The 17,543-nt window shown below is 51.1% G+C and carries 16 protein-coding genes; 6 read left to right on the top strand and 10 right to left on the bottom strand.

Going from position 1 to position 17,543, the window contains the following annotated elements; genetic code table 11:
• Positions 1 to 476 precede the first annotated feature (476 nt).
• Positions 477 to 1,262, bottom strand: a complete 786-nt coding sequence (locus ACTRXD_RS17380; protein ID WP_442433045.1) for a cupredoxin domain-containing protein — start codon at positions 1,260 to 1,262, stop codon at positions 477 to 479.
• Between the two features lie 515 nt (positions 1,263 to 1,777).
• Between ACTRXD_RS17380 and amt the strand changes: the two genes are divergently transcribed.
• Positions 1,778 to 5,731 carry an ammonium transporter gene (amt, locus tag ACTRXD_RS17375; RefSeq protein ID WP_442433044.1) on the top strand — a complete coding sequence of 1,318 codons (3,954 nt, stop codon included), beginning with the start codon at positions 1,778 to 1,780 and terminating at the stop codon, positions 5,729 to 5,731.
• Between the two features lie 233 nt (positions 5,732 to 5,964).
• Here amt and ACTRXD_RS17370 read toward each other — a convergent pair whose 3' ends face one another.
• On the bottom strand, positions 5,965 to 6,621 hold the full coding sequence (locus tag ACTRXD_RS17370; protein ID WP_442433043.1) for a pyridoxamine 5'-phosphate oxidase family protein: 657 nt from the start codon (positions 6,619 to 6,621) through the stop codon (positions 5,965 to 5,967).
• 322 nt (positions 6,622 to 6,943) lie between these two features.
• Positions 6,944 to 7,507: a Slp family lipoprotein gene (locus ACTRXD_RS17365; RefSeq protein ID WP_442433042.1), complete on the bottom strand. Its 564-nt coding sequence runs from the start codon at positions 7,505 to 7,507 to the stop codon at positions 6,944 to 6,946.
• A gap of 289 nt (positions 7,508 to 7,796) precedes the next feature.
• Here ACTRXD_RS17365 and ACTRXD_RS17360 point away from each other — a divergent pair, with 289 nt between their 5' ends.
• Both ACTRXD_RS17360 and ACTRXD_RS17355 read left to right on the top strand, forming a co-directional pair.
• Positions 7,797 to 8,075 carry a DUF211 domain-containing protein gene (locus ACTRXD_RS17360; protein ID WP_442433041.1) on the top strand — a complete coding sequence of 93 codons (279 nt, stop codon included), beginning with the start codon at positions 7,797 to 7,799 and terminating at the stop codon, positions 8,073 to 8,075.
• Between the two features lie 2 nt (positions 8,076 to 8,077).
• Positions 8,078 to 8,665 carry a hypothetical protein gene (locus ACTRXD_RS17355; RefSeq protein ID WP_442433040.1) on the top strand — a complete coding sequence of 196 codons (588 nt, stop codon included), beginning with the start codon at positions 8,078 to 8,080 and terminating at the stop codon, positions 8,663 to 8,665.
• Between the two features lie 148 nt (positions 8,666 to 8,813).
• Here ACTRXD_RS17355 and ACTRXD_RS17350 read toward each other — a convergent pair whose 3' ends face one another.
• The 7 genes from ACTRXD_RS17350 to tdh form a co-directional block, all read right to left on the bottom strand.
• Positions 8,814 to 9,344, bottom strand: coding sequence for a DUF6691 family protein (locus ACTRXD_RS17350; RefSeq protein ID WP_442433039.1), 531 nt, complete (start codon positions 9,342 to 9,344; stop codon positions 8,814 to 8,816).
• Positions 9,341 to 10,042, bottom strand: a complete 702-nt coding sequence (locus ACTRXD_RS17345) for a YeeE/YedE thiosulfate transporter family protein (protein WP_442433038.1) — start codon at positions 10,040 to 10,042, stop codon at positions 9,341 to 9,343. The genes ACTRXD_RS17350 and ACTRXD_RS17345 overlap by 4 nt, the downstream gene beginning before the upstream one ends.
• Complete coding sequence (locus ACTRXD_RS17340) at positions 10,035 to 10,412, bottom strand: response regulator (protein ID WP_442433037.1); 378 nt, start codon at positions 10,410 to 10,412, stop codon at positions 10,035 to 10,037. The genes ACTRXD_RS17345 and ACTRXD_RS17340 overlap by 8 nt, the downstream gene beginning before the upstream one ends.
• Positions 10,413 to 10,666: 254 nt before the next feature.
• On the bottom strand, positions 10,667 to 11,779 hold the full coding sequence (locus ACTRXD_RS17335) for a Glu/Leu/Phe/Val family dehydrogenase (RefSeq protein WP_442433036.1): 1,113 nt from the start codon (positions 11,777 to 11,779) through the stop codon (positions 10,667 to 10,669).
• Between the two features lie 36 nt (positions 11,780 to 11,815).
• Positions 11,816 to 12,175, bottom strand: coding sequence for an AMP-binding protein (locus ACTRXD_RS17330; protein ID WP_442433035.1), 360 nt, complete (start codon positions 12,173 to 12,175; stop codon positions 11,816 to 11,818).
• Between the two features lie 11 nt (positions 12,176 to 12,186).
• The gene (gene kbl / locus ACTRXD_RS17325; protein ID WP_442433034.1) at positions 12,187 to 13,377 is read right to left on the bottom strand and encodes a glycine C-acetyltransferase; all 1,191 of its coding nucleotides are present in this window, start codon (positions 13,375 to 13,377) and stop codon (positions 12,187 to 12,189) included.
• A gap of 62 nt (positions 13,378 to 13,439) precedes the next feature.
• Positions 13,440 to 14,474, bottom strand: coding sequence for an L-threonine 3-dehydrogenase (gene tdh, locus ACTRXD_RS17320; protein WP_442433033.1), 1,035 nt, complete (start codon positions 14,472 to 14,474; stop codon positions 13,440 to 13,442).
• 1,147 nt (positions 14,475 to 15,621) lie between these two features.
• Here tdh and ACTRXD_RS17315 point away from each other — a divergent pair.
• The 3 genes from ACTRXD_RS17315 to ACTRXD_RS17305 are packed head-to-tail and all read left to right on the top strand — an operon-like array spanning position 15,622 to position 17,336.
• Positions 15,622 to 15,918 (top strand): ATP-binding protein, encoded by a 297-nt coding sequence (locus tag ACTRXD_RS17315; protein ID WP_442433032.1) that lies wholly within the window; start codon positions 15,622 to 15,624, stop codon positions 15,916 to 15,918.
• 9 nt (positions 15,919 to 15,927) lie between these two features.
• Positions 15,928 to 16,821 carry a response regulator gene (locus ACTRXD_RS17310; RefSeq protein WP_442433031.1) on the top strand — a complete coding sequence of 298 codons (894 nt, stop codon included), beginning with the start codon at positions 15,928 to 15,930 and terminating at the stop codon, positions 16,819 to 16,821.
• Positions 16,818 to 17,336, top strand: a complete 519-nt coding sequence (locus ACTRXD_RS17305) for an Hpt domain-containing protein (RefSeq protein WP_442433030.1) — start codon at positions 16,818 to 16,820, stop codon at positions 17,334 to 17,336. Before ACTRXD_RS17310 ends, ACTRXD_RS17305 begins: the two co-directional genes overlap by 4 nt.
• Positions 17,337 to 17,543 lie beyond the last annotated feature (207 nt).

Here is a 17,543-nt window from a genome sequence, read left to right as displayed (position 1 = left end):
GAACAACGCATCACTCGATGCACTTGGTAGCGGTTCTGATGTGACATATGGGTGTTCTGCAAAGCACGGGTACCTGTCGACCAGACATCCCGTGTTGAACAACTTTACGGGTTTTCCATTCCGAATGCCGATCGGCAAAGCTTCAATTATACACCACTCATCCTCTGATGTATGCCGTCTGAACTGAGCAAATGCCAAATATCGCCACACCTGCTCAAAACGGTTGATGAGAAGGCCATGACGCGCTCATCTTGAAGGTTCCACGCCTCTCTGTTAGCCGGGAATCTCAATACGTTAAGGGAAAGCCATCGCTCAGCGCAAAATGCTGAAAAATCAACGCTGCCCCCTAAAGCATTCTTACCAGCCTGTGCCAGGATTCATCTGTAACATCATCAGCCCGTAGAAAAAACTTTTTTCCACCGAACCGGATCAACGGCAGGCTTTTACTCGGGCAGGCAGAGAGGCAGGCGGGTTGATTAAGGGATCGGAAGAGCGTCTTTAACAATCACCGTGCCCTGCATGGATCCTAAATGAAGGTCGCAATGGTAGGGAAATATACCGGGATGCTTAAACACATGCTCGAACCGCTGTCCGGGTTTATGAAGGTTTAATCCACTGTTGAACTGCTTCCCACCACCAGAGCAATCGTTTACCCGACACCCACCACTTGTGACACTGTGGGGTTCTTGCGCGCCATCGGCATAAATCCACATGACTTTGTGGCCCGGCATAATCGTCACGTCGTGAGGCAAATAAAATGTCGTGGCCCGGAACAGCACCACCACTGCGCCAATCGGAGCGTTGGCCCAACCCTTTTCGGAAGGGACAGGAGCCCGGGGAGCTCTGGCTACCACCAAAAACTCATCGTGGGACGGGAGAATTTCACACCGATGGCCTTCCTGAGCGGTGACCACCACTTCATCTACCTGTTGAAAGACTGCATGGGAAACAACTCCGCTGAATAGGCCGTCATCCACGACGAGGGTAGTAGAAGGCGGGCCATCCCCCTCAGAAGTTTGTACATGCAAACGACAATGCTTCGGATTAAGTTTCCAGGTCAGTTCAACAAAAAAGGGTTCTCCCACCTCAACTTTATCTACCAAAACCGTACGGTCTCCGGATTCCAGATTCAGCCCGAAATCCAGCACCATATCTCCCGTTTCCCAGCCGACCGTGGGAAATGCAGACCGCGGAAGGCCCAACAGCCACAGGCCATTCACCAATACCACAAGCATGCCATACATCCCGAATTTGTTCATCATTGCACTTCCGCCTGGATTGAATATGCTATGGCTGAAATCTTCTTTTCGACCACTCCAACCCCTCTTTCCCATCACCAATCATTGGGGTTCATTGATGTCATCTTCCCTTCGCCCGTCAAGTTTTTGAAGAAATGTTCTGACCGACCTTCCCTCCTGACTCCCAAAGAATTTTCTATCACACCAAAGTATAGGAGTCTCACCTTCAGTGAGTAAATGAATAATTTTTACGCAATTGAACTGGGGATTTCGCGGAAACTTCTTCATTTCAACCAATTATTTGCCGAAAAAATGAAAGTCAATCTTTCGCAATGCACAGGCATGCCTTTTTATATCAGTAAAATTTCCCCGACAAACCGGGAAGCATCTTGTAAATGGGATATCTCACATGTCCGCATTTCTCCGCTCAGCAATCTGAGGGGTATCCCGCACTGTTTATATGAAACCATACCGTCCCCCCTGTACATCTTTTCTCACCAACGCCACCGGATTTTTCCCATGATGGATTAGCCAATCGTATGCCTGACAATGCTTCAAACATTGATGTTTTATGGCTGTTGATCTGTGGGGCCCTCGTCATGCTCATGCAAGGGGGATTTACCTGTTTGGAAACAGGTCGTGTTCGAGCCAAAAATAGCATCAACGTCGCGATCAAAAACCTGGTTGACTTTTGTACCTCTTCCCTCGCCTTTTGGGTGGCAGGATTTGCGTTCATGCACGGACCAACGGCAGCCGGCCTCATCGGCACGGAGTGGTTTCTTTTTGATGCACACGAGCAGAGATGGCTGTGGGCGTTTTTTTTCTTTCAGATGGTATTTTGTGGGACTGCCACAACCCTCGTCTCCGGTGCCGTTGCCGAACGGATGCGATTTACTGGGTATTTGGTTACCAGCCTCATTGTGTCTCTTCTCATCTATCCCATTGTTGGCCATTGGATGTGGGGAGGATTAGCCACAGGGCAGAACATCGGATGGTTGAATCAACTCGGATTTATTGACTTTGCCGGCTCAACCGTCGTCCATTCGACGGGAGGTTGGGTGGCGTTGGCGGCCGTTTTGGTCATCGGACCCCGGCATGGTCGCTTTTCGGACAATGCCGTGCCTATCCAGGGCCAGAATCTGCCATTAGCCACGCTTGGAGTCTTGTTGCTGTGGTTCGGATGGTACGGTTTTAACGGAGGAAGTAGTCTCGAGTTTACCCATAAAACCTCGCAGATTCTGGTGAATACAACCCTTGCCGGAGCCACAGGTGCGCTGGCGGCTCTTGCATTAAGCTGGTATCACCTGAAACGGCCGGATGTCAGTTATGCCCTTAACGGTGTTCTGGCCGGTCTGGTCAGTATTTCCGCTTCCGCCAATATCATGTCGCCTGGAGGCACGATTCTCATCGGCGTCGGAGCCGGAATTATCTGTGTCGGAGCGACCATCATTCTTGAACGTTTGCACATTGACGACGCTATAGGCGTCGTACCCGTTCATGCCTGCGTAGGGGTGTGGGGCACCGTTGTCTTTCCTTTCTTGAGTACTCCGGACTCCTGGGGCACAGGGCTCACCGTCTGGGAACAAGCGGGCATTCAAATTCTAGGTAGTGCAATCTGTTTCTTTTGGGCATTTGGTATGGGCTTCGCCATTCTCAGGCTGATCAATCAATGGGTACCCCTCCGTGTCACAGCCGAGGAGGAACGAATCGGGCTCAACATGACAGAACATGGCGCCGGCACGGCCATTCTGGATCTTCTTGTCCAAATGGAAGAGCAACGAACCGGTCATGACTTTACCCGTCATGTCCTTTCAGAGCCTCATACGGAGGTTGGCCAGATCGCGGAAGAATATAACCTGGTATTAGACACGATCAATACGGAGCAACGACGACGCCAAGAAATGGATGCCGCCCTAGCCTATGGGGCCAGACTTGATACACTCTTTCAGGAGATTGCAAAGGCCACAAACGAATCCTCGACTATTGAAGACGCGATGCAAATCAGTATGGATTTGATCTGTCAGAATACCGGGTGGCCTGTCGGACACTTGTATCTCCTCTCTGAAGATACCAGCCACACTCTCATTCCCACTGCCCTCTGGCATTTGGAACATCCCGAACGCTTTGAGACCTTTCGTTTCATTACCGAACACACCGATTTTCAAGCCGGCGAAAGTCTTCCAGGTCGGGTGTTGGCCAGTGGAAAGCCCAGTTGGATTCGGGATGTGACCCAGGATCCCCATTTTCTCAGACCCAAACAGGCAAAAGATATTGGCGTGAAGGCTGGATTTGGATTTCCAATTATCATCGGGGAACAGGTGGTAGGCGTGTTGGAGTTTTTTTCGACGGAAACGATGGAGCCGGATGCGAAATTATTAGAAGTCATGGGGTATGTCGGAGCACAGCTTGGACGGGTGGTGGAACGCAAACGAGGAGAAGCCATCTTGATTCATGCCAAAGCTGAAGCCGAAGCCGCGACGAAAACAAAAGCCGACTTCCTGGCCATGATGAGTCATGAAATCCGAACGCCGTTAAATGGCATCATCGGCATATCGGATATTTTGCTCGGCACACCTCTCAGCGAAGACCAGCAAGACTGTCTGCTCACGATCAAGGATTCGGGTGATGCGCTTCTCACAATCATCAATGACATTCTCGATTTCTCAAAAATTGAAGCGGGCAAGCTGACACTCGAGACGATAGACTTTGACTTTCGAGAGACGGTGGATGCCGTGGTCGATCTGTTAGGCCTTAAGGCTCAGGAAAAGGGGATAGAGTTGATGAGCTCGATCAATCCGGAAATTCCCACCACCGTCCAAGGTGATCCGGTACGACTTCGCCAGATTTTGATGAACCTCATTGGCAATGCAATTAAATTTACCACTCATGGTGAAATTGTGGTTCAGGTTGTACCCGAAGAGGAAACTTCCAGAACAGGCCTTTTTCGATTCATGATTACCGACACGGGTATTGGGATAACCCCTGAAGGCCAGGGTCGACTGTTTCAGGCCTTTAGCCAGGAAGACAGCTCCACAACCCGGAAATACGGAGGAACAGGATTAGGCCTCTCCATATCCAAGATGCTGGCTGAACTCATGGGAGGAACGATCGGAGTCCACAGCGAATTGGGTCAAGGGAGCTGCTTCTGGTTCACCATCCGATTAGGCAGCCAACAGTCTCACCGGATACTCGATAAGGTTTTGCCTCGCGAATTTGAGGGTGTGCGTATTGGTCTCATCGATGAAAGCGCCACAAATCGAATGCTACTTCAACAATATACAAACTATTGGGGCATGGAAAGTATCCAAGCGGAAAATGGAGAGAAGGCCCTGTCCTTATTCCGGGAACGTGCCTTGAACGGAGAACCCTGTCACCTTGCTCTCATCGATTTGAACATGCCTGGCATGGATGGTCTCGAACTGGCCAAAGCGATTAAAGCCGATCCGCAGTTGGCGTCCATACGCTTGATCTTGCTTAATCCTTTGATTAAACGTGTCGAAAATACTCACAGCCTCACTCAAAAGCACTTTGCTGCCTTTGTTTACAAACCGGTTCGCTACAAGCAATTATATCAATGTCTATTAAACGTCATGAGAAGGTCTGACGTGGCCCTTTCGTCCACCACGATTCAATTGCCCGCGAGGGACCTGAGCAAAGGCTCAGGGCAACGACTCCTCCTGGTCGATGATAATCTGGTTAACCAAAAAGTCGGCGTTCGCATGCTGAACACACTCGGCTATCAGGTGGATGTTGCAGCAAATGGACGTGAAGCGGTTGAAGCCATGACACGGACCGCCTATGCCGGTGTGCTCATGGACTGTCAAATGCCGGAGATGGACGGATTTGAGGCTACCAGGGAAATACGAAAACGAGAACGTACCATTCCACAACTGCCTATCATTGCCATGACGGCCGCCGCCATAGCTGGTGATCGGAAAAAATGTTTGGAAGCCGGCATGAATGATTTTTTATCCAAACCGGTGAAATTAGAAGATCTGAGACATGTCTTGGAAAAATGGCTCTTCCAGGCTTCTTCAACGAGAAACCATGAGGGTGAAACAGAATCTCATCAATTAGACAATCAGGAGGCATCACTCCTATCCGGAGCGTCCACACCGGACCTTTCGCCACCCCTGGATTCGGCGACTCTTGCAGACCTACGCCGATTGGGAGGAGATGAGGATCCTGCATTTTTTATTTCCGTCATCGAGCAATTTTGTCAGGATTCCGTGACACACATGGATGGAATCAACCTGGCGATACAGGAAAACAAGAGTGATTCCCTCAACAAGGTGGCGCATGCGTTCAAAGGTTGCTCACGAACCATTGGCGCCAAGCCACTTGCCGAATTAGCCTTCCAACTTGAGCAGATGGGACAAACTCAAAATCTTGAAAAAGCTCAAGCCATCTTCGTATCATTGCAATCTGAATTCGAGCGGGTGCAAGCCGCTCTGCAAGATGAATTAAAACAGTCCTCTGCGACCCTTCCATAATGGAAATATGGGAAAAGCAAACCCTCTGAGTCTTGCCGAAAAATGGGCTATCCATCCAGACGGGACTACAAGAACAAGTAGTGATCCCAGGCCTGGTCTACCAGGACCATACACTCATCTTCTTGTCTGGTTATTTTTCGAGAAGCGTTCCGTGCCTTACCCTTCACGAACCAACAGATTCCTATACGTCCTTGACGTGAGCCTTATACCTTCTCAATCCAAACGGACTTTTTCTATTCTTCAGATGAAATGGCCTTTGATTGGTTGGATTGAACCTGGAAAAAATCCCCACCTTTGTGCCATTCGTCATCCGTTCCCCAATGCAGTTCCTTCTCAACTTTTTTCATCAGAGGAACATGCTTGGAACAGTGAATATAGGCTTCCTCGACTTCTACCATCACCCAACATTCGGGATGTTGTCCCCCTTTCATCTGCGAAGCGTCAACCAGGGCCTGGGGAATTTCCGGCATGGCAACCACTTCTTCATTAGTCATCACACGTGCCTGTCCATTTACATGCAGACCGACCGTACTTTGTAAAAAATCGATGAACAGCAGGCCGATCCGGGGATTTTCAAGAATGTTGCCGACGCTCGCCATGACCCCGTTCCCGCGATATTCGGGATAGGCCAACATATTGGCATTGAGCACTCTGACGAACCCGGCAGTCCCTGCTCGATACGAGCAATCACATTCGCCTTCGGCATTGGCGGTCGAAAGAAAAACCATCTCCTGTCTGGCTATAAACGACTGCATTTTCTCGTTTAATTCGTTGATCATCTGATTCCGATAAAAAGCCGTAGCCCGTCTGGCTGTTCCAAACATGCCTTGTGCTCGCCCCTCACCATCGGAATTCACATACGGTGTCAATTCTTCCTGCTCGTTGTTCATCTTACGCCTTTGTTTTTTGGCAACTGCCCAAGCCAGGGCCTGCCTTGCCGCCGTAAATTATTGAAAAGCTCCGGAGGGAGATTCAATCGATATCTTAGACGCACTGGCGTGGCTAAGGAAAGAACCACATGCCCCATCACACCTCAGGATATGAAGGAAGCGGGACACCTTTAAATTGTGTATAAGAAAGCTAAAAATGGTGCGGAGAAGAGAGAGAGAAAACCTGAATAACTCGGAGTACTAGTATGAAGATTCATCCCCCAAACGCCTAGCCGAACGCGTTATGAGAAACAAAAGCTCTAACGGAAAGAGCGATTCGACATTAAAAGCCTATACCCACCCCTACCCCGCCACCAACCCGGCCTCCGGTGCTGCCGCCACCAAAGATGCTGTACCAGGGACCAGAGCGGCTTGCCTGAATCAAAGCCGGATCTTTCCACACATATAAGTGCCTGATCACCACGGCTGGAAACTGATAATCCATTTCATCAAGCTTGGCGGAAACCGTCCCCGTCACCTCTCCCACGAGGGTGACCTGAGTATTCGCCGGGAACAGGGCCGGATCAAGAAAGGCTTTCTCCATGGCAATAAACCGGCCTTGTGAGTCGGTGCGAGTTGCCACGGGTCGTTGGTATTCATCCAAGGGTAATTGCAACACCTCAAGCCGGGTACCTTCCGCAAGACGCTGGGCCGACAGAACCTCCCCTCCAAGCACAAGCATCTTTCCTTGATAGGCCCCAGGATGTTGAATCACATCCGAAAACGTGAGCGTGGGATCAATCTGATTCTGAAGAATTTCCGGTATTTCCACGGGCGAGGACGCGCATCCCCCCGTACTCCCTAGAGCCAGCACCAAACACCATATGAGATTTTTCAGCTTCATCATCCTATTCTATCATAAGCCGATTGTGCAATTTGGGTGTGGGATCTGACAGGCAACCCATCATTCCAGATGAACCTGATCGAGAGACCTCTTGAATCATGGCAGCCCGGCAGAAGAATCCTGCGCACCTGAAATTTTTTTGTTTCCACCCTCACGTGAGACGGAACACGGTTCGACATGATCCGGCTTAACTCCCATTTACGATTCCAAGAGACAAGAGCGGTTACATTGCCTATGGAATGCGATATCATATCCTGGCTGTCTTGTTCTCATTTACCCAGGAGCGCGCCCGATGGTTCAGATCAAACGCATTGTCCTTGATGTCCTCAAGCCCCATAACCCTAACGCCCTTGACTTTACCACGGCTATTGCAGAAAAAGTGCCTGGATGTCGAATCAAATTAACAGTCGCGGCGATGGATGAAAAAACAGAAACAGTCCTGCTGATGATTGAGGGAGAACAGGTGCCTTTCAGCGCCATCACTGAAACCATTAGTTCTTTGGGCGGATCGATCCATAGTATCGACGAAGTCGATGTGGAGAATGGACCGGTCGATACCGAACCCGCTTAACCATGGCGTCCCTGATTGCAGAGCTTACCTGGCTTCTCACACTCACACGTTCCCATCTCATCGCACGCCGGTACTTTGTCGTCAATGGATTCGACGGCGCACTCACGATGCTGGGTCTGTTGGTGGGATTCTATGTGAGCGACGAAGTCAAATTGCCTGTGGTCATCAGTGCCTGCCTCGGGGTGGCCATTGCCCTGGGGATGAGCGGCATCAGTAGCGCCTATATTAGCGAGGCTGCGGAAAAACGCAGAGAACTCAGGGAGCTCGAAAAAGCCATGATGACCGATTTGAGGCAATCAGCCCATGGACGAGCCGCTCGGCTCCTGCCGGTCGTCATTGCCTTCGTAAATGGGATCGCTCCCCTGACCATCTCACTGGTGATCCTGCTGCCCTTGTGGGCAGCTCCACTGTTGAAGCCACTAGCTCTTCCTCCGCTGGAATTGGCATTTGTCCTGGCCTTGATCATCATTTTCCTGCTTGGCGTATACCTGGGACGAATCAGTCACACTTTCTGGCTTTGGGCGGGTCTTCGAACCCTCTTGATTGCCGCGGCCACCACTGCATTCATTTTCGCCTTAACTCCGGAATAATCGTCCTTTAATACACCAACATTCCCCCGGGCTTTTACTTCATCTGAGTCCAACCGTTTGTTCTCTATGATCAACGAAGATGATCCTCCACCTCACCGGGCGCTTCCTAGAGCCCGGTGGAGCTGATACTTCGTTCCTCACTGAACAATTAGAGTCCTTTTCTCTCGAACCAACGAAATAAGAGAAGGCCTCCGGCCCAAAACATCGGAATGATGACCCAGGCCGACACGCCCAGCGCGTCCGGCAGGCCGATCTTTCCAAAATCTTTCCATGCCAGAACCGTTGATGTGAAGAAGGGATAGAGTTCCGCATAGAGGGCCGCTCCTAGCAGCATTCCCGCCACCGCGAAGACGGCGTGCCAGCGCCCTTCGCCCAACGCGCCGATCGATGTGCCCGGACAATACCCCATCACCGCCCACCCGACCCCGAAGAGAGCTCCTCCAAGCAGGATGGCACCGAGATTCATCGGCTTATGGTGGTGAGTGGCCAACCCGGCATCCGTCAGCAAGGTTATTCCGACCATGCCGACGAGAATCGCAGACAGCATAAACTTCAGAATCGTCATATCCTTTAGCAACATGGCCCCAATTTGTTTTTCGAATCGCAATACTCGACCTTTCTGCAAGAAAAATCCAAACAACATCCCCGTCACGAGCCCCAGCCACTGATCGACGCTCATGACACTCTCCTCCCATAGACGAAAGCGGCCACCACCACCCCGACTCCGAAGAACATTGCCATGGCGACCAATCCACTGACCGAGAGTTGCATCATGCCGCTCAACCCATGGCCGGAGGGACAACCGTCAGCCATTCGCACACCGATCATGGCGATGATCCCTCCCAGTAGAGCCCCCATGGCCCGTATTGTCAGGGATGACCCAAAGCGTTCTTCCCATGTCGGTGGGAGACGCTCCAGTTTAAAGCTTCGGTCCGTCGCTGAGGAGAGCAGCGCCCCAAGGAAAATGCCGAAAACCAACATGAATTGCCAATCAACACGCACCTTCTCTTTTGTAAAATACTCGTTGACGATGACATGCTCCGGAGCCACAGTTTGTTCAAACATACCGGCCGCACGCACGAACGTCGTCGATGCGCCCAAGTAGGTGGTCTTTCCCGTCAACTGGGTGATAGCATACACCGAAACAATGGCCAGAAGGCCGACTAAAGCACCTGCCAGGTAAGGACTCCATCCATCATCATCTGTTTTCCACTTCACATTCATAAGGAATTCCTCCGTGCATGTTCGATCATTTGTCTGGAGCGAAACGACCCTAATGCTGACAAGTGAAAATAACCAATATGAACAACAATGGGAAGAAAGGACCGGTCCTAACCGGACTACTGACGTTAGAAACGCGTTCTTGCGTTCAAGCATCAGAATCTGAAATGGCCCGACGAACGATAACGAGCAGATCTTGTAAATTGTAGGGTTTTTGGAGAACTGCATAGACCCCTAAGGCACGGACCTGTTGTTCTAATTCCGGAGTCAGCTGGCCAGAGTATAGGATCAAGGGATGGGTGGAGATATAAGATTGCTGGGCCAGTCGTTGGACGAATTCCAGCCCCGTCATCACGGGCATCTGATTGTCGGAAATCACAAGATCGAAAATCCTCCCTTGCTGGATCAGGGCCAACCCGACCGCCCCGTTTTCCGCTTCTTCAATGCTATACCCTTGCATCTCAAGGAAATGCTTTAAGGCTTCTCGGGCCATCTGATGGTCATCGACCAGGAGAATACGCTTCATCGCTTCCAGGGTCCCTGCTCGCTTTCGTTTCGAGAGGGTAAAAATTGTCTTTGTGTATCATCATGGATTCCTGCCAAATCCTGGGGATTAATGATCTTTGCGTGCTATGTTAATCATATCAGCTACGTCAAGAATTCGATGTTGAGGAGAATCCCGCCACATCATGTGACATAACTGAGACCATGCGGTCTGTTACCACTTGCCCGACACTCCCGCTCATCCGTCGCCACGGGTGCCGCCGGAGATGGCTATCATTATTCACTGGACCGGAATGTCATCGCCTGCAGGACTCGCTCCCGGGACAGATCCATAGCCGCCTTGCGGGGCTCAATTTTTTTCTTTAGGCTTCGCATGAGCACTTCTTCCGTATTGCGTCGGATTTTTTCTGAAATGGCCTGAAACGCTTGAGTCTCATTCCCGCCATGGTATTCCACGGAGGCACAGATCACACCTCCGGCATTGGCGATAAAATCAGGAATAGTCAGGATACCCCGTTGATGCAATCTGGTTTCGGCCTCTAGGGTGGCAGGAATATTGGCTCCCTGCAAAATCAATTTGGCTTGAATGGCATCGACATTGTTGAGGTGGATGACATCCGGACGGGCGGCGGGAATCAGAATATCGCAGGGCAAACCAAAAATTTCCTCTTGACCCAGCCTCCTGCCTCCCGCATACCCCAGAACGCTACCCGATTCCACTTTGGCTTGGACCAGGTCGGCAACAGAGATCCCTCTGGGATCATACATCGTTCCACGACTATCACTGGCAGCGACGAGTGTGGCGCCTTTGTCTTGCAGGAAGGTGGCGGCATGCTTCCCGACGTTGCCAAAACCTTCGATGGCCACAGTTGCGCCTTTAAGCGTGAGGCCACATGAGGCTGCCGCCACCTCGGCGCATTCGGCTAGCCCGAACCCCGTGGCCCCGATCTCATCAAGTGGAATGCCTCCAAGCACCCGCGGAAGACCCACGGCCCGTTTAATTTTGTCATGGATCCAGCCCATGCAGGTCTCGTCTGTTCCCATATCCGGCCCGGGAATATACTCCACAAGATCGCGAATGGCGTGGGCAAAGGCGCGAATCACGCGTGCCTTATCAGGAGTTCGAGAATCAGCCAGGATTCCGGCTTTGCCCCCGCCATGCGGCAGCCCGGCGGCGGCATTTTTAAACGTCATCGCTCTCGCCAGACGAAAGACTTCGCGCGTAGACACATCCGCAGCCATACGCACCCCACCGATCGCAGAACCACAGGCGATATTGTCAATCGCCACAATTCCCCGCATACCACTGGCTGGATCATAGAGATGCACGATTTTTGCCGGTCCCAGGTCGTCACAATATTCTTCAAAACTCCAATAGGCTTCTTTCATCCCGGCACTCCTTTTCTACGTATCAGCATCGGTTCCCTATAGGGAAACAGTCGAACATTCAGGTCCTGGAATCCATGCCTTCCGTCCTTTTGACCTGTTCCCAATAATGCGGGCCGTGGCCATTTGGAGCAACACCCATTCAAGATTATTGGTCGACCAGATGCCGACACGGTCTCCACGCCCGACGTTCAGCGCCATCAATCCTTTTGCCAGTTTCGTGGCCTCCTGATGAAAACCGGCATAGGTGAACCACCGGCCTTGTGGAATGGAAACGAGGGCTTCCGCTTGCGGACAGGTCTTGACGGTGTGTACGAAAAAACTCCAGATTGTCGACCCATGCAGAGGCGTTTCTCCTCCTCGATGAACATAGGAACATTGTCGATAGTTGGCAGTCATACCGTCATGGGTTATGGAATGACATTCAGTTCCCGTCCTACGTTCTCAAAGGCCAGAAGAGCCCGTTCTAACTGTTCCTGGGTATGGGCGGCTGACATTTGCACCCGAATGCGGGCCTGCCCCTTGGGCACTACCGGAAAACTGAATCCGATGACATAGATACCCTCTTCAAGCAACCGCCCGGCCATACGTGTGGCTAACTCCGCGTCTCCCAGCATGACAGGAATAATGGGATGGTGCCCCGGAACCAGACGAAAGCCCAAAGCCTCCAGATGGCTTCGGAACATCTTCGCATGCTTGTTTAGCGTGATCCGCAAGTCCTCCCCTTCCCTCACGATGTCCAATGCCTTCAGGGCCGCAGCCGTGATAACGGGGGGCAAGGCATTGGAGAACAGATAAGGCCGGGAACGTTGCCGCAGAAATGCGATGATCTCACGCCGACCGGAGGTGAAGCCGCCGGCGCCTCCACCCAAAGCCTTTCCAAGCGTGCTGGTAAGAATGTCCACGCGATCAGCCACCCCAAAATGCTCCGGAGTACCTTTCCCCTTTCTACCCAACACTCCTGTGGCATGGCTGTCATCAACCAGCACAACGGCATCATACCGCTCAGCAAGTTCAGTAATGCGATCAAGCCTCGCGAAATCGCCATCCATCGAGAAGACCCCGTCGGTGGCAATCAGACGAACACGTGAACCGGCAGCCTTCTGCAGGGCCGTTTCCAACTCCTGCATGTCGGAATGGGCATACCGGAACCGGTTGGCCTTACAGAGTCGAATGCCATCGATCAGGCTCGCATGATTTAATGCATCACTGATGATCGCATCCTCCTCATTCAAAATCGTTTCAAACAGGCCGGTATTAGCATCGAAGCAGGAGGTATACAGGATGGTGTCATCGGTACCCAAAAACCGACTGATGCCTTCCTCCAATTGTTTGTGCTGATCCTGTGTCCCGCAAATAAACCGCACGGAGGCCATGCCAAAACCATAATGGCGCAACCCTTCTCCCGCCGCCTGAACGACCAGAGGATGGTTGGCCAACCCGAGATAGTTGTTGGCACACAGGTTAATGACCTCACCCTGCGCCACACGGATATTGGCTCCCTGTGGTCCAAGGATTTCCCTTTCGCCTTTGAACAAACCGGCGGAGCGTATTTCTTCCAGTTGGGCTTGGAGGAGTTGTTGGAAGGAATGGTAGGCCATACGTATTCGTGACCTTTGAACATGTGGGGAAACTCATCATGTGATGAATTTCCTTTTTGGCGTTAAGGCACCATCACAACCTTGCCGCATTGGCCTGCATTGACGAGATCAAACCCTTTGGCAAAATCAGCCATCGGAATGGTATGGGTCACGACGGGTCGAATGTTCAGCCCTGCCTTAAACAATCCGGCCAACCGATACCACGTCCCGAACAACCGGCGGCCCGTCACACCATAGACCCGTATGCCTTTGAAAATAATTTCATTGGGCAAATCAAAGCACACTTGTCCCCTGGGGATGCCAAACAAGGTCACGCGCCCCCCATTTTTCACGGTCTGAAACGCCAGATGCAAGGCTACCGGATCACCCGACATTTCCAACGCGGCATCCACTCCCTCCCCTCCTAAGAGATCGGACAAGGAGACACCCAAGGCCTCGGGAGATCCCGTGTTGGCATTGAGCACATGGTCGGCACCAAGCTGCTTTGCTAATTGCAGCCGGTAGTCACTGATATCGGTCGCGATGATACGTGCGGCTCCCGCAAGACGGGAGACGGCAATCGCAAACAATCCGGTTGGGCCACAACCAGTCACAAGTACCGTGTGCCCGGTTAGATCTTCCGCCAAGGCGGCATCGACCGCATTGCCTAATGGTTCATGCAGACAACCCAACTCCGGTGGGATATCACGTGCTGTTTTCCATAAGACCCGTTCGGGAAGAGAGACGAATTCCGAATAGGAACCATCGAAATCAATGCCTAAAATGCGATAGTTTTGACAAACATGCGCCTGGCAGGTTCGGCATTGAAAGCACACACCACAAGTCAGATGAGACTCCGCAGCCACCCGATCCCCGACGTTGACCGAGGACACCTCACGGCCCACCTCCACCACTTCACCGAACATTTCATGCCCGATAATTCTGGGAAGATGAATACGGTGGCTCGCCCATTCATCCCAGTTATAAATATGTGCATCCGTTCCACACAAGGAAGTTGCCTGCACACGCACCAGACACTCAGAAGGACCTGGTCGGGGATCCGGCCAGTCCATGAGAGTGAACCCTTTTTCCGGTTTTGTTTTCAGAAGGGCTTTCATACCAATTTTAAGAATCTCACTCCTTAAGAAATGTCGCGGTTTGCTCCAAGGAAAATTTTTTCGTAGCTAACTATTGAAATACATTCTACGTAAAGGACAGAGAGCTCTTGATCCTCCACAGTCCCCGCTTTTCTTTTGACTTTTGCCACAGTCTCAAATTCGTTCGTTATAGCATGTCATTACTACCTGCACGGTCTGTTGGGGGTAGAGCAAGCGCCTCTTCCTCTTTTTTTTGATCTTTTTCAAAAGAGGGTCTCTATGATCTATCCCTCTCACCACCTGGGAATTTTCCACCCTTTCTTCCACTCACCGCTGATCTGACCCTCAGCTGCTCCCTTAATGATCATCAATCCCACTGATTCGAAATCAATACCCCCTTCATTGTCTCACAAGAGACACAGCAAGGGGCATGCCTCTTCAATGAGAGTCTGTGTTTTTATCAGAAGGAAGAAATATGTTGAAAATGATCCACTCCATTTGCCTTTAAAATTAAGGATAACCTCCATAATTTTTTTGCTTACTCTCTCTGCTCAGCATTTTCAGTTCTGCCAATTTGAGTCACTAAAAGGGTTATTACTCTCAAATATCTGAGGCATTTTGCCCCACCTCATTGGCCTGTAAATTCAACCGCTCCCCACTCTCCCTCATTCCCGGTTGTTCCTTCGTATCCCCAACTCCCTGAAAAATATAAAGAAGAACCCATCCCAATCAGAAAGGGATGAAGATGGCCTGCCTCATTCACAGGAAAAAAGGCTGCAACCATTTGGAGGAATTTCCCTTCTGCTGCGCGGGCCCGGTGGCGTAAGTGAAGGAATGGCCATATCCATCAAGATTTTTGTCCATTTCCTCAGTTTCTCCACTGAAGGGAGAACAAACGGCGGGGGTATTACGCCACCACAGTTCAGTATTATGGCGCTCCGGCTCCAATTTAAGGCATCGCCGAAATCACATTCCCGAGAATAGACGCAGGTACCGAATCAGCATGACTTTGGAGCTTTAAATGATAGCGCGAGACACTCGATGAGATCTTCCTTGCGGGTACCCTTTCGCCCGATCCTATTCACGGCTGTGCTTTTCTTTTGGTCGGTTGTGTCCGGCCAAGCAAAAACCCGAATCAGCATCCTCATGACTCAGCAGGCTGGAATTGGTGGGATGGGTCTTCCCCGATGTCCATGCTACTGTCATGGGGGATCCCGGACGATTTCGTCAGGTTTTACTCAACCTTCTGAGCAATGCCATCAAATTCACCGAACAAGGTGAGATTGGAGTACAGATCCTGCGCCTGGAAGACGGAGAGCATGACATCGATATTCGCGTTCAGGTTTCCAATACCGGTGTGGGAATCTCCCCTGAAGCTCAGAAGAAAATATTTGAATCCTTTAGCCAAGCCGACAGCTCGACGACCAGGAAATACGGGGGAACAGGACTGGGACTGGCTATTTGAAAACGCATTGTGGAGTTATCCGGCGGTACCATAGGAGTAGAGAGTCACTTAGGACAAGGAAGTGTCTTCTGGTTTACGCTCCGTCTCCAAAAATACTGGCAAGACCTCCCGTCTCACATTGATACTGATCAAACGATTCTGGAGGGGCTTCGGGTATGTTGCGTGGATGACAATGATACCAACCGGCATCTCTTAGCCCAGTATGCGGAGGATTGGGGAATGGGCGGGACTTCTGCTTCTTCCGGTATGGAAGCCTTAGCAGTCCTTCGAGCCGGTGTGGCCCGGGATAAACCCTTTGATCTGTCAATTCTCGATATGCATATGCCCAATCTGGACGGACTGGAATTAGTCAGAGCCATCAAGGCCGACCCCGGAATTCAGAATGTTCGCTGCCTCCTCTTAACCTCGCTCGGAAGGCGCGGTGATGGCAACGAGGCGCAACGTGCGGGATTTCAGGCTTACCTGACCAAACCGGTCCGGAAGACACAACTGCAACAAAGCTTAGTGGCTGTGATGGCCCCCGAACAACCCACAGAAATGGCGAACCAGGAAAATTTGTTTACTCTGCATTCTCTCAAAGACCTATCCCCGAATCAGCAGCCGAGTACCATCCTTGTGGCAGATGATCATACGGTGAATCAGGAACTGGCTTCACTCTTATTACACAAACTTGGGCATGAGGTGGAAATGGTATCAAATGGTAAGACAGCGATCGAAACTCTTCAGAAAAGGCCGTTTGCCCTCATCCTGATGGATTGTCAGATGCCGGATATGGATGGATATGCGACCACCAAAGCGATTCGAGCCTGGGAAGGAGAACACCACCATACCCCGATAATTGCGGTGACGGCCAATGCCATGTCCGGTGATCGGGAAAAAATGTCTTGCCGCGGGCATGGATGATTACTTTAACCAAACCCATTAAACCGGATAAACTCCGGGACATGCTCCATCGCTGGTTACCACGAGAGGAACGAACGGCCCTCCCACTCCATCATATTGACGACGGCGTACGCCTTCGAAAGCCCCTCACGAATTTGGATCCTCTCAAAACCGGATCTGGCGTACCTCAACCATTGGATGCTGAGCGGTTGGACGAATGGCGTACGTTGAGAGGGAACGAATTTGCGTGCAAAGTCCTGAAAAATTTTATTCGCGAAGTTTTGGAATGCGTCTCGAAAGTTCAAAAGGCTGTCACGACGGAAAATTGGGAAGATTTAACTCTGGCGGCCCATGGGCTCAAGGGAATCTGCCGAAACGTCGGAGTACAAAAATTGACCGAGTTGGCTTTTGCATTAGAGCAACTCGATCGTCATGAATCGTTTGAGACGGTCCGGCACAAATTATCTGCTCTCCAGCAAGAGTTGGCACGAGTACAATATGTCCTGGAGCATGAAGTGGTCCAACACTCTACATAAACTTCTGGTAGTTACATGCTGCCCTCAGATTGACGGAAACAGGAGGTATGGGCAATGGGGCCATCCAATAAGATAGCCTGTAAGGATTCCGGCTCTTCTTCGCGTTAATTGTAGCCACAATCCGGTTCAAATGGTCTTGTTTAGGAATGAGGCAACGACAATGTGGGTTTAAATAAGACTGGTGTCCTGATATGCCAGTTTTTATGT

This window comes from Nitrospira sp. T9, from assembly GCF_052156535.1.
Lineage (GTDB): Bacteria > Nitrospirota > Nitrospiria > Nitrospirales > UBA8639 > Nitrospira_E.
This window is presented reverse-complemented; position numbering and strand designations above follow the sequence as displayed.

Excerpts from the sequence above, each read along its gene's own strand:
- amt (WP_442433044.1), top strand. The coding sequence starts at position 1,778 with ATGCCTGACAATGCTTCAAACATTGATGTTTTATGGCTGTTGATCTGT.
- kbl (WP_442433034.1), bottom strand. The coding sequence starts at position 13,377 with ATGGCCTACCATTCCTTCCAACAACTCCTCCAAGCCCAACTGGAAGAA.
- ACTRXD_RS17340 (WP_442433037.1), bottom strand. The coding sequence starts at position 10,412 with ATGAAGCGTATTCTCCTGGTCGATGACCATCAGATGGCCCGAGAAGCC.
- ACTRXD_RS17365 (WP_442433042.1), bottom strand. The coding sequence starts at position 7,507 with ATGATGAAGCTGAAAAATCTCATATGGTGTTTGGTGCTGGCTCTAGGG.
- ACTRXD_RS17345 (WP_442433038.1), bottom strand. The coding sequence starts at position 10,042 with ATGCTTGAACGCAAGAACGCGTTTCTAACGTCAGTAGTCCGGTTAGGA.
- ACTRXD_RS17335 (WP_442433036.1), bottom strand. The coding sequence starts at position 11,779 with ATGAAAGAAGCCTATTGGAGTTTTGAAGAATATTGTGACGACCTGGGA.
- ACTRXD_RS17370 (WP_442433043.1), bottom strand. The coding sequence starts at position 6,621 with ATGAACAACGAGCAGGAAGAATTGACACCGTATGTGAATTCCGATGGT.
- ACTRXD_RS17330 (WP_442433035.1), bottom strand. The coding sequence starts at position 12,175 with ATGACTGCCAACTATCGACAATGTTCCTATGTTCATCGAGGAGGAGAA.
- ACTRXD_RS17355 (WP_442433040.1), top strand. The coding sequence starts at position 8,078 with ATGGCGTCCCTGATTGCAGAGCTTACCTGGCTTCTCACACTCACACGT.
- ACTRXD_RS17305 (WP_442433030.1), top strand. The coding sequence starts at position 16,818 with ATGATTACTTTAACCAAACCCATTAAACCGGATAAACTCCGGGACATG.
- ACTRXD_RS17350 (WP_442433039.1), bottom strand. The coding sequence starts at position 9,344 with ATGAGCGTCGATCAGTGGCTGGGGCTCGTGACGGGGATGTTGTTTGGA.
- tdh (WP_442433033.1), bottom strand. The coding sequence starts at position 14,474 with ATGAAAGCCCTTCTGAAAACAAAACCGGAAAAAGGGTTCACTCTCATG.
- ACTRXD_RS17360 (WP_442433041.1), top strand. The coding sequence starts at position 7,797 with ATGGTTCAGATCAAACGCATTGTCCTTGATGTCCTCAAGCCCCATAAC.
- ACTRXD_RS17380 (WP_442433045.1), bottom strand. The coding sequence starts at position 1,262 with ATGATGAACAAATTCGGGATGTATGGCATGCTTGTGGTATTGGTGAAT.